This is a genomic window from Microcoleus sp. BM001215392 (assembly GCF_036700185.1).
In the GTDB taxonomy this organism is placed as follows: Bacteria; Cyanobacteriota; Cyanobacteriia; order Cyanobacteriales; family Microcoleaceae; genus Microcoleus.
Genome location: NZ_JAUBOJ010000090.1, coordinates 1 through 19,674, shown reverse-complemented (window position 1 = coordinate 19,674; position 19,674 = coordinate 1). Strand labels below are relative to the sequence as shown.

Annotated in this window: 12 protein-coding genes; all 12 read right to left on the bottom strand. The window is 46.3% G+C overall.

The features are described from left to right. Positions 1–293 precede the first annotated feature (293 nt). The 12 genes from QT974_RS12545 to QT974_RS12490 all read right to left on the bottom strand — a co-directional run bounded on the left by QT974_RS12545 (position 294) and on the right by QT974_RS12490 (position 19,331). Positions 294–1,604: a cytochrome P450 gene (locus QT974_RS12545; RefSeq protein WP_333468811.1), complete on the bottom strand. Its 1,311-nt coding sequence runs from the start codon at positions 1,602–1,604 to the stop codon at positions 294–296. A 271-nt stretch (positions 1,605–1,875) separates the two neighbouring features. Further along, positions 1,876–8,133, bottom strand: coding sequence for a PAS domain S-box protein (locus QT974_RS12540; RefSeq protein WP_333468810.1), 6,258 nt, complete (start codon positions 8,131–8,133; stop codon positions 1,876–1,878). Positions 8,134–8,647: 514 nt separating this feature from the next. Further along, positions 8,648–8,845: a hypothetical protein gene (locus QT974_RS12535; RefSeq protein WP_333468809.1), complete on the bottom strand. Its 198-nt coding sequence runs from the start codon at positions 8,843–8,845 to the stop codon at positions 8,648–8,650. 273 nt (positions 8,846–9,118) lie between these two features. Beyond that, complete coding sequence (locus QT974_RS12530) at positions 9,119–11,140, bottom strand: ABC transporter ATP-binding protein (protein ID WP_333468808.1); 2,022 nt, start codon at positions 11,138–11,140, stop codon at positions 9,119–9,121. Between the two features lie 194 nt (positions 11,141–11,334). After that, the gene (locus QT974_RS12525; RefSeq protein WP_333468807.1) at positions 11,335–11,847 is read right to left on the bottom strand and encodes a hypothetical protein; all 513 of its coding nucleotides are present in this window, start codon (positions 11,845–11,847) and stop codon (positions 11,335–11,337) included. 305 nt (positions 11,848–12,152) lie between these two features. After that, positions 12,153–12,413: a hypothetical protein gene (locus QT974_RS12520; protein ID WP_333468806.1), complete on the bottom strand. Its 261-nt coding sequence runs from the start codon at positions 12,411–12,413 to the stop codon at positions 12,153–12,155. Between the two features lie 98 nt (positions 12,414–12,511). Further along, positions 12,512–12,952 carry a DUF3574 domain-containing protein gene (locus QT974_RS12515; protein ID WP_333468805.1) on the bottom strand — a complete coding sequence of 147 codons (441 nt, stop codon included), beginning with the start codon at positions 12,950–12,952 and terminating at the stop codon, positions 12,512–12,514. A gap of 342 nt (positions 12,953–13,294) precedes the next feature. Beyond that, the gene (locus QT974_RS12510) at positions 13,295–13,663 is read right to left on the bottom strand and encodes a hypothetical protein (RefSeq protein ID WP_333468804.1); all 369 of its coding nucleotides are present in this window, start codon (positions 13,661–13,663) and stop codon (positions 13,295–13,297) included. 461 nt (positions 13,664–14,124) lie between these two features. Then, positions 14,125–15,207: an ABC transporter ATP-binding protein gene (locus QT974_RS12505; protein WP_333468803.1), complete on the bottom strand. Its 1,083-nt coding sequence runs from the start codon at positions 15,205–15,207 to the stop codon at positions 14,125–14,127. 167 nt (positions 15,208–15,374) lie between these two features. Further along, entirely contained in the window at positions 15,375–16,238 is an 864-nt protein-coding gene (locus QT974_RS12500) for a carbohydrate ABC transporter permease (protein WP_333468802.1), read from the bottom strand. A gap of 414 nt (positions 16,239–16,652) precedes the next feature. Further along, positions 16,653–17,552, bottom strand: a complete 900-nt coding sequence (locus tag QT974_RS12495; RefSeq protein WP_333468801.1) for a carbohydrate ABC transporter permease — start codon at positions 17,550–17,552, stop codon at positions 16,653–16,655. Positions 17,553–18,020: 468 nt separating this feature from the next. After that, the gene (locus QT974_RS12490) at positions 18,021–19,331 is read right to left on the bottom strand and encodes an ABC transporter substrate-binding protein (protein ID WP_333468800.1); all 1,311 of its coding nucleotides are present in this window, start codon (positions 19,329–19,331) and stop codon (positions 18,021–18,023) included. Between the last annotated feature and the right edge of the window lie 343 nt (positions 19,332–19,674).

The window sequence follows — 19,674 nt, the reverse complement described above, 5'->3', positions numbered from 1 at the left end:
TCAATATGAGATGATAACTAATAACTTATATGCGGTCATGCTTCGCCCTCTTCAAAAACCAAATGCACCCGAGTCACTGAAGTAGGGTGCGTCATCTAGGGAGACGCTATCAGCTTACAATCTCATAACTGACGCACCACCGAATCAATGGTGCGTCAGTTATGAGATTTTTAGTGATGATTGAAACATCGCACACTGACGCACCCTACGAATACTAGGAGAATCAATGGTGCGTCAGTTATGAGGTTTTTAGTGATGATTGAAACATCGCACACTGACGCACCCTACGAATACTACGAACCGGCAATTTTTCGCCGGAACTTCACTCGCAAACCGTCGCGCGGGTGCGGAGTCGGTACTCGGATTAAATTTAAATCTTGATCCGGTAATAGCTCCCATTCGCACTCTCTAACTATCCTCGCCGCAAACAGTTTCATTTCCAAGCGCGCGAATTCTTTCCCCAAACATTCCCGCAAACCGCCGCCGAAGGGGACGTAACTGAAAGGTTTCGCATTTGTCGATCGCTCGGAGCTGAATCGATCGGGGTCAAAGCGATCGGGTTCGGGATAAACTGAGGTATCCTGATGCGTCTGATTAATTTCATAAAGCACGCTCCAACCCTTGGGAATTTCGTAGCCACCGAACGAGCACGCCTGAATTACCTGCCGAAAACCGCCTCCCACCGGCGGAACCAACCGCAGCACTTCTCGCATCACCTGCTCTAAATAAGTCATTTGTTTGAGCTGTTCCAAGTTTAGCGGTTCAGTTGCCGAAAACTGCTGTTGTTCCGCGCGGATTTTTGCCATCACATCCGGGTTTTGAGCCAGCAAAAGGCAAAAAGAGGCGATCGCCGAAGTCAGAGTTTCGTGTCCCGCAAATAACAGCAGCAGCACTTGATCCTTCAACTCTTCCAAACCCAGAGAATTCCCATCATCATCACGAGCACCAATCAGCAAACCCAAAGCATCATTCCCGCCGGGAGTTCCTTGCTGTCTGTCTCGAATAATATTTTCGAGCTCTGATAACAGCAAATCGCGGCTTTTTTTCGCCTTACCAAACTTAGTCCAAGGCACATCAAAAGGAATCGAAAACAAACCCTCGCACCAAGTTTCAAAATAATGTCCCAGGGGCGTTTCGGAACCATTATCAATCCCAACTAACAGTTTACCAGCCACATCAAAAGTATAATTTCTCAGTTCGGGATACCACGCGAACTCGCTCATTTGCGTCCACCTTTGCAAATAACGCTCAGTGATATCTTCCATCCCGCCGATGTAGCCCGCCAGAGCTCGCGGTTGAAAAGCTTGATACAACAGTTTGCGCCGATTTTGATGTTCCGAACCCGTTTGCAGCGCCAAGGAAAGCGGCCCTAACAGCGCTTTCGTGCTGGGAGGCCAACTCACAACAAAATACTGGTTTTCATTGCTTAAAACAAACAAATTAGCCTCTGGGCCGGACACAAACACCGTCGGCTGTCCGAGGATACTGGTTTTGAAAATTGGCCCGTACTGTTGGTGGCGTTTTTTGGCGAATTGAGCATCTTGTAAAAAGTTGAGGGTATCGCCAATTAGCGGTAAACCCAAACTACCGGGAGGTAATGCCATTTTAGATTTTAGATTTTTAATATCATATCAATTTTAATTGTAGGGTGCGCAATGCGCACTCCACAAATTTTTGGGAAAATAACTCTTATCTGTTTGTAGCCTGTAGGGTGCGTCAGTCTTAAGGTTAGTACGAAAAATTGTGGCTTGACAACTGACGCACCCTACTAACTTTAGTCAACCAGTGCGCATTGCGCACCCTGCAACTACGAACCTATTTAGTTTTCGGTTTTTTTAATCGCAATCTCGCCAGTGCGCATTGCGCACCCTACAACTACGAACCTATTTGATTTTCGGTTTTTTTAATCGGAATCTCGATCGCAAATTCAGTACCTTTCCCCACCCGCGAGAAACACTTGATTTCACCTTTATGTTTTTCGACAATAATTGAATGGGAAATCGCCAAGCCCATCCCTGTGCCCGAACCGATCGGCTTTGTAGTATAGAACGGGTCAAATATCCGCTGCTTGACTTTATCGGTGATACCTGTACCGTTATCCGCAATTCGGATCGCAGCGAAATTACCTTCTACCTCTGTGCGAATGCGGATAATTGCCAGATTTTGTCGCGGTTCTTGTAAAGCATCGATCGCATTGGCGATAATATTCATAAATACCTGATTCAACTGTCCGGCGTAGCACTCCACCAGCGGCAATTCTCCGTATTCTTTGACGATTTGAATGGCCGCGCGATCTGGCTGAGCTTTCAGACGGTGTTCTAAAATCATTAACGTGCTGTCGATGCCTTCGTGAATGTTAACATTTTTCATCTCAGATTCATCGAGGCGAGAGAAGTTGCGCAAACTCCGCACGATATCCCGGATGCGAGTTGCTCCCACCTGCATGGAAGACAGCATTTTTGGCAAGTCGTCTAGCAAGAAATCCAGTTCTAACTCGTCTATTTCTTCGAGAATTGCTTGAGGTGGTTCTGGGTATTCATCTCGATACATTTGCAGCAGTTTCATCAAGTTTGTCGTGTATTCTTCTGTGTAGGTAAGATTTCCGAAAATAAAGCTGACAGGGTTATTGATTTCGTGCGCAATTCCTGCTACCATCTGACCGAGACTCGACATTTTTTCGGCTTGCACGAGTTGGGTTTGAGCAAGCTTAAGTTCGCACAGAGTTGCTTCGAGTTGGGCGGTTTGTTCTCGCGCAATCCTGGCTGAATCGACGCTTTGCGTGTAGAGTTCGGATTGGCCGATCGCGATCGACAATTGATCGCAAATTGCCGATAGCAAATCCACTTCGTCTTGTCTCCACCTGCGTACCTCGCGGCAAGCCACGCAGCCCACAACACCAACTAAACCCCCCGCACTCTTGACCGGCAAATCCAACAAAGACTTGTAACCCACCTGCAAAAAGAATTCTCTTTCTATGGGATCGCTCAAATTTGCAACGTCATCTATTTGATAGATTTCCGATTTGGCTATTTTTTGCGCCAGCGTCCCCGTTACGTCAGCAGGATAATAACCCACAAGCGAGAATAAGTCATCATTTTTAGCTTCGTGGACGACATCCCAAGCTGGTATCTCGGCATCCGAGACATACCAAATAAACAAGCAGCGATCGAGTTGCAGCAAGTCGCGAATTTGCTGCACAGTTGTTGCTAAGATAGTATCTAAATCGAGAGAAGCGCGGATTTGACTGCCTAGCTGGTTGAGCAATTTTTGCTGCATGGCGGCTGATGAAGCTTCGGCGGCGGCGAGGCGAGATTTGTCGTAAAGTTCGGCTTGATTAATGGCGATCGCCAATTGATTGCCCACGGTAACTAATAATTCTACTTCCTCATCGCTCCAATACCGCACGGTGCTAGAAGTGCTACAGCAAATTACCCCTATTTTACCCGAAGATGTCTGAACCGGAATGTCCAGCATAGAACTGAATCCTATATGGTTGAAGAATTCCCGCTCGGCTGGATCGGTAACAGTCTCAAAATCATCGACCCGAATTATTTCCAAATTGGCAATCCGCTCGGCATAATTACCAGTGGCATCAGTAGGAAATAAGCGCAAAAGCGAAGGCAAGTCAGCATTTTTTGCCTCGTATTGCACGGCCCAAACTGACGGTGAGGCGTTTGGCAAATACCACATAAACAGACAGCGATCGAGTTGCAGCAACTCGCGAATCTGCTGCACAGTTGTAGCCAAAATAGTGTCTAAATCCAGAGATTTGCGGATATTGCTAGCTAGTTGGTTGAGCAGCGATTCCTGCTCTGCTAATTTGCGGAATCTCGCTTCCGACTCTTGCAACTGTCTTTGAGCTTCTTTTTGTTTCGTTACGTCCAAACCCAAACCGATCAAGCCCATCGCATTACCCCAATCATCTTTGACCTGAGTTTTAATTACCTCCAACTGGTGATATTCACCGTCAGACAACTGGAGCAATTCTTCAGCATAACAGGGAGTATCTTGGCTCCAGGCTTGTGCGTCAGATGCCATGCAGTTAGCAGATGCTTCTAATCCCAAAACTTCGGAATAGTGTGGTGCTGCTAAAAATTTTTCTTCGGGAATAGCTACATCTTCGCAGAAAGTTTTGTTGACTAATAACATCCGCCCGCTAGCATTTGCCATCCACACCCAGATCGGAGCGTTGTCAATAATTCCCCGCAAAGTTTGCTTTTGGGCGGCGAGAGCAATTTCTGTTTGTTTGCGATTGATTCCTAGGGCGATCGAATCGGCAATTGACGCGAAAGCAATTAGGGTTGATTCCGTCAACTCCTGACGAGCAAACATGGCGATTACTCCCACTAACTGATTGTCAACAATCAGCGGATATCCAGCAAAAGCCACCATTCCTTCTCGCGAGGCCCATTCTTTGTCGCTGACTCGGGCATCTTCTTGCACAGAATTAGTGAGGTGAGGTTGTCGCTCTTGGGCAATTAAACCAATTTTGAACTCACCGACAGCAATGCGGCTGTGAGCGCCGTCAATGTGAGTATAGATCCCCGCGCTTGCTTGCAGCTCCAAGACATTTCCTTCTTCATTCAGCGTCCAAATCCGAGCAAACGCAGCATTCAAATGGCGCACAACGGCATCGGTACAAGTTTGTAAAGTTTCAGGTAAACTGCGGTTTTGAGTGAGAGCTATTCCCACATCTGCTGTGAATGAAGAAAGTTTCAATTGTTCTGCTAAAGCTTGTTCTGCGAATTTGCGAGCTGTAACGTCCGCAGCAACACCGAGACGCTGCTGGATTTTCCCCTCTGCTGTTCTGCTAAATACAATGTCGCGGCTGACTAACCAGCGCCAACTATTCTGTCTGTCGCACACCCGATATTCGTACTCAACCACCTCGCCGTCGGGAGCATTTTCTATTTCCTGTAAATATCCGGGAAATTTAGCTAAATCTTCAGGATGGATAATGGTCGGCAACAGATTGCTGCCCATTGCTTGAACTTCTTCGACTGTATAGCCGAGGGTATCAGTGATTTCGCGGTTGCTGTAGACATTTCGCTGCTCTATCTCGTCGTAAACGTAGAGAATATTCGGGCTGGTATCGGCAATGCGCTCGACAAAACGCTGGCTCTCTTGCAGCGCTGTTTCTGCAAGTTTGCGATCCGTAATGTCGATCGAATTACCAATCATCCGGTAGATGTTGCCAGAGGCATCGCGCAGCGGTGTCAGAGTTACGATAAACCAATTTTCTACACCTGCCAGTTCGGCGCTATTTTCGTAATAAATCGAGCTGTCTGCGGCTAAACAATCGACGTATCTTTGCCGAAAATCTGCTGCTACTGCTGGTGGAAAAACTTCTTCGGGAGTTTTGCCTTTGACATCGGCGCTCAAAATACCTGTAGAGGCTTCTGTGGCTGTATTCCAGCCTGCATAGCGGAACTCTGGGCCGGCGGTGACATCTACGACGAAAATAACTTGACTGGAGCCGTTATAGATGCTGTTTAAAAATTCTTCTTGTTCCCGCAATTGTGCTTCGGCTTGTTTGCGCTCTGTAATGTCGGTGCAACTACCGACAACGCGATAAATTTTGCCCGATGTGTCTCGCAGCGGAGTCAGAGTTGTGATAAACCAGACTTCTGTACCCTCAAAAGTAGCGGGATATTCTTGGTAAATCGTGCTGCCTTTTTCCACACAGTCCATCAAATTCTGCCGGAACATTGCTGCTGTAAATGAATCTAAAATTTCTTCGGGAGTTTTGCCGCACCCGAGTTCGCTGCTGATGCCGCCGAGTAAATCTGCTGCTGGGTTCCAGCCGGCGTAGCGAAATTCTCCGTCTTCGCAGGCATCTATTACGAAGATGCTGTAGTCTACGCCGTCATAAATGCTGCGCAAAAATTCTTTTTGCTCTTGCATTTGTTGTTCTGTAATTTTGATCTCTGTAATGTCGGAGTGGGTGCCAACCCACTCGCGAACGCTGCCATCTGCGTTGAATAGAGGCATACCGCACACGCTCATGTACCTGTACTCGCCGTCGTGTCTGCGCAAACGGTGTTCTATGGCGTATAAAGTGCGATCGGCAAGTGCCTCAGACCAGATTGCGGCAGTATATTCTCTATCGTCGGGATGGATCGCATCCAGCCACCCCCAGCCTTTAAGTTCGTCGTAAGTCTGTCCGGTAAATGCACTCCATCCTGTTTGTTTGGTGACAAATTCGCCTGCGGCTTTAGTATCCCAAACAATTTGGGATGTGGCTTCAATCAAGCAGCGGTAGCGTTCCTCGCTTTCTTGCAGGGCTTTTTCGGCGCGTTTGCGATCGCCAATATCAGAAATAGTGCCGATCATTCTCACCGCAGCATTATTTTCATCTCTTTCTACGACTTTCCCCCGCGCCAAAATCCATTTAAATTCGCCGGATTTAGCTAACATTCTATGCTCTACAGCATAGCCATTTTCGGAATTTTCCAAATAGGCATTTAATTTCTGGTTCAATACCAGTAAATCGTCGGGATAAACTAGCTGTGACAAACCGATCGCATTTGCTTGTAGTTCCTCTGGTTCGTAGCCCAACAAAGCACTGTACTCGTGGCTGCAATACATTTCATCAGTAACTATATTCCAATCCCAAATTCCGCTGTCGGAGCCCCAAAGAGCTAGCTGCAAACGTTCTTCGCTGCGGCGCAGGGCGGCTTTTGCACCTTTGCGATCGGTTATATCGCGAGAAACTCCGACTACACCGATGATGTTTCCAGCTCGATCGCGCAAAGGAGTTTTGGTAGAAAGAACTGTCAGGGTGTTGCCCTCGCTATCTTTTACTACTTCCTCGATCGTTTCCTCAATCCCAGATTGCCAGATCCGGCGGTCATTTTCCACCAGCATATCTGCAATCTCAGACCCAAATAATTCTGCATCTTTTTTGCCAATAATTTCTGATTTTGGCTTGCCCATAATGCCCGCAGCCGTAGAGTTGACCAATAAGTAGCGGCTTTGAGTATCTTTGACAAAAATGGTGTCGCCTGTACTTTCGATAACGTTTTCAAAGAGGATGTTGCTCTCTAGCAGCGCTGCTTCTATTGCTTTGCGATCGGTGATGTCGCGAGATATGCCCACGACACCGATCGCATTTCCTTCCGAGTCGTACCAAGGGCATTTTGCTGTTAAAAAGGTTTGCAATTCTCCATTTTTAGGAAAAACTTCTTCATGAGTTAAATTTGTTCTTGATGCAATAATTTTGCGGTCTATATTTATGATTTTTTTGGCTGTCTCAGTGGTAAATAATTCTGTATCATCTTTGCCTATAATTGCGTCGATAGGTTGTTCAAAAAATTGAGCTAGGGCAGAATTTCCGATCGCGTAGCGGCCTTGAATATCCTTGACAAAAATGACATCCGGCGTGCTTTCAATCACGGAACGCAAGATAGAATTGCTGTGCTGGAGCGACTGTTGAACGAGTTTGCGATCGGTAACGTCGCGGCCGACAGCATACATCAATTCTTCCTCGCAGCAAGGGCTAGCAGTCCAGGCTATCCACTTGTAAGACCCATTTCGACACCGCCAGCGGTTTTCAAACCCAACCGTATTATTCCCCACAGCAATTTTTTCAGCTTCTTTGAGAGTAGTTTCGCGATCGTCTGGATGCACGAATTCAATGAACACTTGGCCCACCATTTCGGCTGGAGAATAGCCGAGGATTTTTTCGACGGCTGGGTTGATGTGCTTGATATAACCGTCAAAACCAAGGATGCACAGCATATCTGGCGACAAGCTAAAAAATTGCTCGCCGTCGTTGAGTTGGCTCGATTGGCGATCGTTGTAGGCCCAGACAGCAGAGGCGCGCGATCGCACGGATACGGCAAAGATGACAATATTGGCTATTCCCAAAAATCCCAGGGCGAGCTGGCTATTGTAGGAATTATCACCGCTCCAGGCTACCAGCAACCCGTTTAAGACAAGCAGTACAGTTATCCAAAGTGAGAATACACTGCTTGCGGCGATCGTCCCCGCCATGCTCATTTTTTCTCGATCCTGCATTTTGGATTCTGCCTTCTGTCTGCTGGTGACTTCTGCTGCGGTGATTTCTCTCAATAACATTACCAGAAAATTAAATATTTTATTGATTTTTGTTAGATGAACAGAATTCTTCATTGTTTTACTCTAAATTTAGGAGGATTTTCTGGGAGTTGAAAATCACAATAAAAATCTTTAAATCCTATAAATTTTTTCTACCTTGTCAGCTCTAGGATTTTTAGCCTTACCTAACTCTACGCAACCATACCCTCAGTTCAGTATATTTACTATGACCGCAGTAATTTTTGTTACCCAAAATGAGTACAGATAATTTTTCCGACTTAAAACGGGAGTTTATCTTTAATATTGGACTAAATATTGCTGTTAGTCATTAGACATTTGGCCTAATCTAGCTAGTCCCGAACGCAAAATTTAATTATCTAGAGTGGCTCTGAAGCAGATTACCGGGTGAAAGTAGCCTGTAAAGCCACTTTTTGCGTAAGTTATCACCGGCTTTGATGTACCGAAATAGTGGTGTAATCCCTGAGAAGCGGTTGACAACCCGGAATATTAGTGAAGTTCAACCACATTTAATATTACTGATAAATTATGAAGTTAAAATGAAGAGTAACTGCTGATTTATGAAGATATCTCACAAATGTTGGTAGCATTTTTTACGGGAAACTCTCGATTCGCAGTTAATTGATAATTGGTAGTCGATCGCGTGTAGTTCGGGAGCGTTAAAACTTTTATCACCGGAAATTCCCCGTACCGAAGACTGAAGCATGAAGGGATAATGCTGTGTAGGGTGTTTAATTTTGAGGTGGCAACTTTTAACTATTGATACCATTTATCTAAAATTGTGCAACACTCGAAGACCCCCCCTAGCCCCCCCCTTATAAAGGGGGGAACAAGAATACTGTTATTTCGTTTTAAATTGGTATTAATACAAGCGGAGCCGAAGTAGCGGAGCCGAGCGAAGTCGAAGGGTTGACAGTTGACAACGACCTCTACCCTTAAGTCCGAGGATTGGAGTAATCAATCGTCTTTTTTTTAATTTCTCCCGATCGTGCTTCCGGCTTTAAACCAATTTTTTCGGGTGAATTTTTAGGAAGTTATCGCATCAAACGTGTGGGGATTCATCAGCAGGCGAATTCGGTAAAGGCACAGCAGACAAGGCAGATTGGCGACCTAATTGCTGTTGCCGAATTCGCTCTAAATTGCCAGCAGGAATCGAGGCGATAAGTTGCCGCGTGTAAGCTTGCTGCGGTTGGCGGTAAATCCGCTCGGCTGTGCCAATTTCCTCGATTTTACCTTTGTTCATGACGATCGCGCGATCGCTCATAAACTTGACCACGCTCAAATCGTGAGAAATAAAAATATAAGTCAGTCCAAATTCTGTTTGCAATTCCTTTAGCAAATTTAAAACTTGCGCTTGTACCGACACATCCAATGCAGAAACCGACTCATCGCAAATAATAAACTTAGGATTCAAAGCCAAAGCTCTAGCAATACAAATTCGCTGCCGCTGTCCCCCGGAAAACTCGTGAGGGTAGCGCCGCATAAAATTGGGATTTAAACCCACTCTATCCAACAAATAAGCCGCGCGATCGCGCTGTTCTTTCTGGTTTTTACCAAAGCTGTGAATCACCATCGGTTCCATCACCGCCTCTCCAACACTCAAGCGCGGATCGAGAGAACTAAAAGGGTCTTGGAAAATAATTTGCAAATCGCGCCGCAGCCACCGCAATTTGCGATCGTACTCTTTTTGCCTGCGATAATTAGCCATCCACTGCGATCCCGAACTGCTTTTTGCAGGAGGCGTAATTTCTTGACCTTCAAAAAATACGCTGCCGCTGGCGATCGGAATTAATTGCAGCAAAGCTCTCGCTAAAGTTGATTTACCGCAGCCGGATTCGCCGACCAAACCCAAAGTTTCGCCCGGGTAAACCTCAAAAGAAATATCGTTGACAGCCATAAACAAGCGTTTGGTTTCGCCAAACATTCCCTGCACCGGAAAACCGACTCGCAAGTTATTGACAGCTAGCAAAGGCTCGGCAATATTCGGCAGCCGGGGCGGTTTTCCGGTGGCAAAAGCGGCAAGTCCGCCGCTGCTGTCGCCGTCTAAATCGACATTTTTCTCGACAATTACCAATTCGCCGCTGGCATTTGTGCTAACTTCCATAAAATCGGCAACTGTCGGCAAACGCCGCATTTGGCGTTCGAGAGTGGGGCGGCAAGCTAACAGACCTTTTGTGTAAGGATGTTGGGGATTGCTGAAAATTTGCTCGATCGCGCCGCACTCAACAATTTTACCTCGGTACATCACCGCCACGGTATCGGCAATTTCAGCAATGACGCCTAAGTCGTGGGTAATAAAAATCATTGCCATGCCTCTAGAGTCCCGCAACTCGCGCAGCAAAGCTAAGATTGTTGCTTGCACGGTTACGTCTAAGGCGGTTGTCGGTTCGTCAGCAATTAATAAAGTGGGATTGCAAGAAATGGCCATTGCAATCATCACGCGCTGGATTTGACCGCCGGAGAGTTCGTGGGGATAGCGATCGAGCATAGCTTGTTTTTGGCCGTTGAGCATCTGCATCAAATCGCGATCGTCCTGGGCACCTGCTTCTTGCTGCAAAGTCAAACAGCGCTGTCGGAGTTCCTCGTCGCCCGGTAGCAGCTTCACCTCTTGCAGCAGCGAAGCAGCTTTGCGCCGGGCTGCTGTCTGCGATAGCTGTTGGTGCAGACAAATGGCTTCTGTGAGTTGAAATCCGATCGTAAAAACTGGATTTAGCGAACTCATCGGCTCTTGAAAAATCGTCGCAATCTGGCTTCCCCGGTAGGTTTGTTTTTGCTTGTCCGGCATTTCCAGCAGATTCACAGGCTGCTTGCTAGCACTCTCTGCTTTCGGAGAAAACCAAATTTCGCCCTCGATTTTGACTGACGAACTCGACAACAAACCCATAACAGCGAGAGATGTTACCGATTTTCCAGAACCCGACTCTCCGACGATTCCCAGAGTTTGCCCTCGCTTCACCTCAAAGGAAATGCCGTCAACAGCTTTGACTGTTGCGGACGCATCGCCTGCGTCCGCAGATTGAAATTCAACCCGCAGGTTGCGAACTTCTAGGACGGTTTCACTCATGGAGGTCTACGGCAAAAGTTAAAGGGAGATTAAGTGGATTTTAGCAGGGTAGATCCAAGGAATAAGGAAGAAGGAAGAGGGAAGAGGGAAGAGGGAAGAAGGAAGAGGGACTTTTTTGTTTGAACTGCAAACAAGGAAAATGATTGAATTCTGCCGAATGCCTTTTTCCCTCACCAGCCTTTTGCCCAATGCCTTCAATAACCGATGACTTGAGTGTCAGCAGGCAGTGCAGTGGTCTCTGAGACCTTTTTAAACACTGTTGCCTGCTCGTTTAACGAATCAGGTCTCGGCTGTCCGGGATTGGTGCCTTGTAACTGAAGGCGCATTTGACCTTCGTCCGTCAGCTCAAAAACAGTCTGAACTGTTTCTGTGCTGCTGAGGCCGACATCCAGGTGCATCGGTTTTTGGCCGAGATTAATTTTGTACCTCATTTCTTTGGCACGGGCGGCTCCGTCGGGGCCTTTTGCCATGAGGAACAATTTGCCTTCTGGGGCAAAGACGAAGGTAAAAGACTGACCGGAGGGGACTGTGCCTTGCCATTGGCCTAGAAGTTGCTTGTCGATGTTGCTAGCGGCCGGGGCTGTAGCTTGGGCAATTTTTGGTGCTGTAGATGCGGATGCGAGGCCTTGCGCGGCGTTGAAGCTGGCGAGGATGCCGAAGCAAAGGCCACTTGCGATCGCTTTGCCAATCATTTTTGAATTAGACATGAGACCGATCTCAAAATTGGTTGTTTCTTTTGTACACTGTAGCGGTAAAAGCGTAAATTGTTTAGTTTAAATCCCTTTGGGGAACGGAAATACATTTAGCTAATTGCCCATACAAACCGCTGCAATTTGGGGAATATTCCGAAAAAGTCGATCGCCCGCAATCTCCTGGCTCGCTATTTTGTGTGGTTTGCCTCTGCCTTACCAATCGCTTTTGAAACCGCAGCATTTTTCTGAGGCTGCCCAGCGTGCAGCCGAATCTACGCACAACACCTGCGCATATCAATTGCTTTCAAAAGTGCGATCGACTATTCTGGTGGAGATTCTGCTGGAGATTCTGCTGGAGATTCCGCAGTGGCTTCCTGTTTTTTTGGCTGTTTCATTCGATCCAATGCCTCGGCGTAAGACCAAGCCACGTTCACAAGAAAAGCTTTGGCTATGCCGGACAAATTTTCTGAATCCTCGCGAGCGGGGATTTGGGCTTTTTGGTTGCCGTCGTCGATCATGCTTTTGTTTTCTCCGGGGCTGGTTTTTCTAGGGACTTGTTGCTGTGTGCGATCGATACCCACAAATTCTGATTTTTACTGCACCCGACCCTACTTATTTTTGAGGGTATGACCTTGATTACCATGAATAATATCATACATACGCCCATTGGATGAACACATCAGAAAGAAACCTTGACTTCGCTGGTTGCCCGCAATACTGACTCCTGCTGGAAAGTTCGCTTGTAAGTTTCGATAATTTCCGTAATAGCTCGATTTTTTTCCGGGGTGTTTTCATAAATCAAAATTACTATTTTCGACTTTTCTCGAATCAGAATGCCCGCACTGTTAAGAAACTGCCCGGAGCCATCTAATACCGTTAGCCCTTCTCGAAAGCGAGGGGTAATAACTGTCTTGACAAACTCTTGCCATTCTGATTCCGAAATTGTCTCGCCGCCGGGTTTATTTAAACCAAAATACAGTTCATCTTTGAGGAGAGTTGTTTGCTTGGTCTTAGTCTCCGAAGTTGCGGGCAGTTGAGCGCGGGCAATTGTCGCCGCACAAACAGGCATCACGCACAATAGCCCGGTCAAGCAAAGACTGTTAAGATGTTGGTTCTTCATGTCATTATTTTCACAAATAAATAAATAGTAGGGTGCGTGAGTGCGAGAAATTTTCAACTCTCCACTCTGAGACTATTGACACTCACCAACCGCCCGAACATCTGACAATACCGCTGCTACCGTTCGCGATATAATTTAACATAAAATGATGCCAACTCAAAAACCCAGTTTCTCGTGAGAAACTGGGTTTTTGAGCGTAAGCCTTAGTTTATTTAGTCTGAGACCCACAGGTGGTTAGAAACCGGGTTTTCAATCAAAATCTTTTGTGAGCACCCTGAAATACGGTAAAAAACCCGGTTTCTAAGAGGATAAGAGCGTCAGAGGTAGTCTGTGTGCGATCGGCTAATTGCTGGCGTCGGCCCTATTATTATTCTTCTTTAATTCAGAGATACTTCTGTCAGCAGTGTCTTTGTACATTTGCCCGAATTCTTTGACGGCTGCTCCCGCCTCTTGTCCGATCTTCTGAATTCGTTCGCCAGGAGCGTCAGAGGTTTCGCGAGCTTCTTGCCGCCATTCGCGAGTTGTTTGGGGTCTTTCGGGATTGTTTAGCTCCGCATTTGAACCTGCGCCATAAGCTTTGTTGCTGCGTCCCCCATCAACATTGGATGTCAGCAGCAGAAAACCGACTAAGACAACACTCAAAAAACTCTTGATTTGAAAGCCCTTAAGCAGGGAACTAATGCGAGCGATAGCTGTAGAAATCAAATTCATCTGAGTAATACTCCGTAAGTTAATTGGTGATAATTTTCAAGTTTTTTCATCTAATTGACTTGTTCTCAGATCGGGAGCTAACGCGAGGGAAAGCCAAACTTAGCTTTAACTTGCAATTGGCTACAGGATTAGAGTTATAGGCGATCGATAAAACCTGTCAAACACCCAACCTATGTCTCATATCATGTCCGATCGATTAACCGCAATCAGATTGGTTTGTAGTGCGGACTTAAGTCCGTCATATGCTGCGGACTTAAGTCCGCACTACAAACCTTTTTTGTGATGGCGATCGATCGCAAATGATATCAGTCAACTAGCTTTTTCACACATGAATATCACCTTAACAGCAGCCAAATGCTTCTACCTCTTACTAAAGTCATAACTTAGTGAGAAGCAGCCAAAATATTTTTCAGCACAGAGTTAGACAAATTTCAATCGATCGTGTTATACAGACCAAATTTTTATTGCAAGCGATCGCCAGTTTTGACATCAAACCAGTGCAGCAACTGAGGTGGAAAAACCAGCTCAACAATTTCGGAACTCCAGCGGCGGTCATTTGGGAGCAAAGCGCGCACCGTTACTGACTCCAAACCCTTAACTCGGACGCTAACTAAATTTTGCATTCCCAAGTTTTCTACTAAATAAACCTCACCCTTAATTGCCTCTGGATCGGGCTTCTTCCTCGCCTCTACATCTGCAAAGCTGAGGTGTTCCGGGCGAATTCCCAAGACAATCTCTGGTGGAACAGTTGGCAGATTTGGTAGCGGAACTCCAGAATCGCCCAACATCGCAAAATTACCCTGGCATTTAAGCACTAGCAAATTCATTTGCGGGCTGCCTACAAAACCCGCTACAAACTGATTGGCCGGACGGTTATAAATTAAGTGTGGCGGGTCTAGCTGCTGCACGCTACCGCTATTAAGAACTGCGACTTTTGTAGAAAGTGTCATTGCTTCGGTTTGGTCGTGGGTAACGTACACTACAGGGGCTTTTTGGGATGAAAACAATTGTTTGAGTTCGGCCCTAACTTTTTCTCGCAATAATGCGTCGAGATTGCTCAAGGGTTCGTCGAGCAAAAATACTGCCGGTTGGCGGACTAAGGCGCGTCCGAGGGCTACTCGCTGCCGCTGTCCGCCTGATAGTTTTCCGGGTTTGCGATCGACTAATTCGGTCAATCCGAGGGATGCTGCAACTTCTGTCACTAAGCGGTTGATTTCGCTGTCGGATATTTTGCGGAGTTTGAGACTGGATGCCATATTGTCGTACACTGTCATGTGCGGGTACAGCGCGTAACTTTGAAACACCATTGCGATATCCCGATCGCCCGGTCTGAGATATGTCACATCGCGATCGCCAATTCTAATCTCGCCTCTAGTTGGTTGTTCCAACCCTGCAATCAACCTGAGCGTGGTAGATTTGCCGCACCCGGAGGGCCCTAGCAAGGTGAGAAATTCGCCCTCGCTGACATCTAAGCTAATGTCTTTTACTGGTACAACTTTGGGGCTGTAGGTTTTATTGAGGTTTTTTAGTTGCAGTTTTGCCATGATTTTTAACTTGTTGACTGTTGGCTGCTGACTGTTGACTGTTCACTGTTGACTGTTATTGATTATTTGTTATTTGTTACAACTGACAACGGAGAGGGCCCGCCCGCACCATCCACCGCCCCTACAAAATGACAACTGACAACTGACAACTGACAACTGACAACTGACTATCCTTTTACTGCTCCGGCTGTTAAACCCTGAACTATGCGCCGTTGGAACACTAAAACTAGCAAAACTAAGGGTAAGGTTCCTAAAACGGTGGCTGCGGCGATCGGGCCGTAGGGAATCTCAAAGACTGATGCACCGCTGAGTTGAGCGGTGGCGACGGGGATTGTTTTGAGAGATTCGCGGGTCATAAATGTCAGTGCGAAAATAAACTCGTTCCAAGCTGAAATAAATGTCAGAATTCCGGTTGTGACTAAGGCGGGAAATGTCATCGGCAGCACGATTTGCCACAGCATTTGAAAGGTGTTGTATCCGTCAACTTTAGCCGCATCTTCTAAATCTTTTGGCAGTTGTTGAAAGAAACTCCGCATTACCAAAATTGTTAGCGGTAGATTGATTGCGGTGTAGGGAATAATTAAGGCTAAATAATTATTTCCTAAGTCCAAAGCTTTGACTATTTCCAACAATCCCAGAAATAGCAGCACTGCTGGAAATAGCGTTACAATTGTCACGGTTGCTAGAATGATTCTCTCGCCCCACAGCCGCAATCTAGCTAATGCGTAAGCTGCGGGAGCTCCTACTGCTAAGCACAGCAGTGTGGAAGTAATCGAAACAAAAGCGCTATTTAAAATGTAAAGTGCAAAGGGGCGGCGCTGGAATAAGGACAGGTAATGATCGAAGGTAATTCGTCCGGGAATGTAGACGTTGGGAATTGCTGAGATATCGGCGTTTACTTTGAATGATGTCAGCACTTGCCACACTATGGGTGCGAGGAAGTATGCGACAATTAATATCGCTGATAGGGGCAAGATTAATTGCCGGATGTTAAAGGTTTTTTTTGTGGGTTGTTGGCGGGCGATCGACATAGTTTATACCAATGAAAGGAACGTTTCATTCAGTTGACAGTTGACAGTTGACAGTTGACAGTTGACTGCTATAGCCTTTCTCAGAAAGATGAGGTATGCCGATGTATGCTGGAACCCTTACCGTATTAAGCTTTTCCTGGCAAAATTGGTACCTCACCTTTTAGAGAAAGGCTATACCTCTTGGAAGGAAGAAGATTGAAGCAATGAATAGTCTTCTTTTAATTACTCCCTCAACGCGGTGCATCTCAATGCAAGCAAATATATCTGTAGGGGCGAAGCATGACCGCAAAAAATAGGAGATTATAACTAATAACTTATATCCGGTCATGCTTCGCCCTCTTCAAAAACCAGATGCACCCCCTCAATGTATCTGATTCGTTAACCTCCACCAACCTAAAATCCCAAATCCCAAATCTAAACTTGACTGGCGCGGGCTCTGGATAACAGATAACTGGCGATCGCAACTGCGGCCACTAACAGCAAAAAAGTACACACCACCAAAGCTGCCCCGTACCCAAAGTCTAAATACCTCATTACCGTGCTGTAAATGTAGATAGAAACCGTCTCCGTCGCTCCAGCCGGCCCCCCTCCCGTCATCACCTGAATCAAGTCAAAAATGCCGAAAGCTTGGGCAAATCGAAACAGCAAAGCAATCACAATTTGGGGCATCAGCAGCGGCAAGGTAATTTGACGGAAACTCTGTAAACTACTCGCGCCATCAATGGCGTGTGCTTCATACAAATCACCGGAAATTGATTGCAATCCCGCTAACAAAAGCAGACTGATAAACGGGGTAGTTTTCCAAACATCGGCTACAATCACTGCCATCATTGCCAAAGTGGGATCTCCCAGCCAGCTAATGCTCTTTTGAATCAATCCCAAGCGGAGCAAAATGTCGTTAATTACGCCGTATTGGTCGTTAAAAATCCACGCCCAAGCTACACCCATCAATGCAGTTGGCAGCGCCCAAGGTAGCAGGGAAATTGTCCGCACAATGCCGCGCCCTGTGAAGGATTGATTTAAGACTAAAGCAATGCCCATGCCGAGAATTAATTCCAGCACCACAGAGGCGACAGTAAAGACTGTGGTGTTGCTTAAAGTTTGCCAGAAACGCCCGTCGCCTAACATTCGACTGTAGTTAGCCAAGCCGGAAAAAACCAGTTTTAATTCAGTTCCGAGATTTTGGGTGAATAAACTCAGCCAAAAGGCGCGCAAGATTGGGTAAGCAAATACTAGCAGCAGAATTATTAATGCTGGTGCTACTAATATCCATCCGGTTCTTTGTTCGCGCTGTCGCATCTTGTCTGCTTGCATATTTTTAATCCCTAATGTATGGCGGTTCTCAGAAACATGAGGTACGTTGTTGGGCTTCAGCCCTCTTAAGGGTTATATAAGCTGTCAGTCATACCTCATATTTTTGAGAAAGGCTATATCTCTTATTTATGGAACATAATTGTTGGGTTTGTGTAATGCGAGCTATGGCACAGGTGCGTCGCTCGATTATCGATTTTTATTGATGGATTTATCGCAGGCGACGCACCCTACGGCTACGGCTGGAACATAATTGTTGGGTTTGTGTAATACCAGCTATGGCTCAGGTGCGTCGCTGGCTAGATTATCGATTTTTATTGATGGATTTATCGCAGGCGACGCACCCTACGGCTGTCAGCTATGGGACAGGTGCGTCGCTATGAGATTATCGATTTTTATTGATGGATTTATCGCAGGCGACGCACCCTACGGGTTTAGGAATTTCAACTGTCAACTGTCAACTGTCAACTGTCAACTGTCAACTGTCAAACTGCCTAATAAATTGCGAGTTTCGCTAGCCGCCGCTTTCATAGCTTGTTCCGCAGTCATTCTCCCGGTAAAAGCTGAACTTAAATAGCGCTGCAAAATATCAGAAGCTTGAGCGTATTGTGCTATGGGTGGGCGCAAAGCTGGCTTGGACACTACTTTTAGAAGTTGCGGGTAGTGGGGATATTTGGCGACTATTTCTTTGTCGGTAAATAGGGATTTGTAACTGGGAATTAAACCTGTTTCTAAAATGAATTTGCGCTGGGTTTCTTCGCTGGTGAGGTATTTAATTGCTTTCCAGGCTTGTTCTGGATGTTTTGAGGTTTTGGATATTCCCCAGCCCCAGCCGCCCAAGCAGGAACCGCCTGTTTTACCGATACTGCTGAGCATTGGCTCGATCGCAATTTTGCCTCTCACTTTAGATCCCTCGGCATTTGCTAGCTTCCAAACATAGGGCCAGTTTCGCAAAAATAGCGCTTTCCCGTTTTGAAACAACAGCCTGGTTTCTTCTTCGCCGTAGGTGGTTACACCCGGTGGAGAGATACCGGAGGCGATCGTATTTTTGAGAAATTCCACTGCTTTAATGGCCTCGGGTTTATCTAACCCAACTTCAAAAGTTTGAGGGTTAGCCCAGAAGCCACCGAAACCAGAGAGCACTTCGACAAACATCGCAGATACTCCCTCGTATTGTTTACCTTGCCACAAATAACCCCAAGTTGTTTTTCCCTGTTTCTGCAATTTTTGAGAGATTTTTAGCATCTCTTCAAAGGTTTTTGGCGCTGGAATTCCCGCTGCTTTTAAAATGTCTTTGCGGTAATAAAGCATTCCAGCATCCGAAGCGTGGGGAATTCGGTAAAGTTTGCCCCGATACCGCCCGCCTTCGACGTTACCCGGGATGAATTTTGCAAGTTGTTCGGCGGGAATTCTGTCTGTCAAATCCCTTACCCAACCTGCGGCGGCAAATTTGGGAACCCAGACGATATCCATGTTGATGATGTCGTAGGGCGATTCGCCTAACAGAAAGGCAGATGTGTAAAGATTTTCGACGAGGTTTGTGTCAAATGGCCCTTCTACGAGGTTGATGCGAATGTCGCGGTTTTTCTGTTCAAATTCTTTGACAAATGGTTTCCAGTTGGCAATGTCTTGGCCTTGCATTAACATGGTGAGCACAACTGGCTGTTGAGTCAGTGCGGGCAGAATAAATAACAGCAAGACGGCGGCTAATGTGACAGCGAATAAGGCGAAAAGACGGGGGCGTTTTTGCCTTCGCTGGGGCGGGGAATTTATTTTTGGCATTTGCTTTTGAGAAACGGCTGTGCGATCGCCTTATTTCTCTCATAACTCGCTTTCTTTCGTTTCGCGGGATTTAGCAAGTTTGTGCAATAAAAATATAAGTAAACTTTAGCTTACTTCATAATCGCTGAGTCAATAGTACAAATTTTGAGCTCACGAGTTCGATCGCAAGTTAAGCCAACATCTATCTACAGGCAGATATCGAGATGAGTGTCTAATATCGTTGACGCTAGCATGGATATGATTCAATCGTTGGGGCGGTGCGTGGGGAGCATCTCATTTTGTAAAAAGCATTTTTTCTTATAGTGCGAGCGTCCCCGCTCGCGTATTCTATAAATACGCGAGC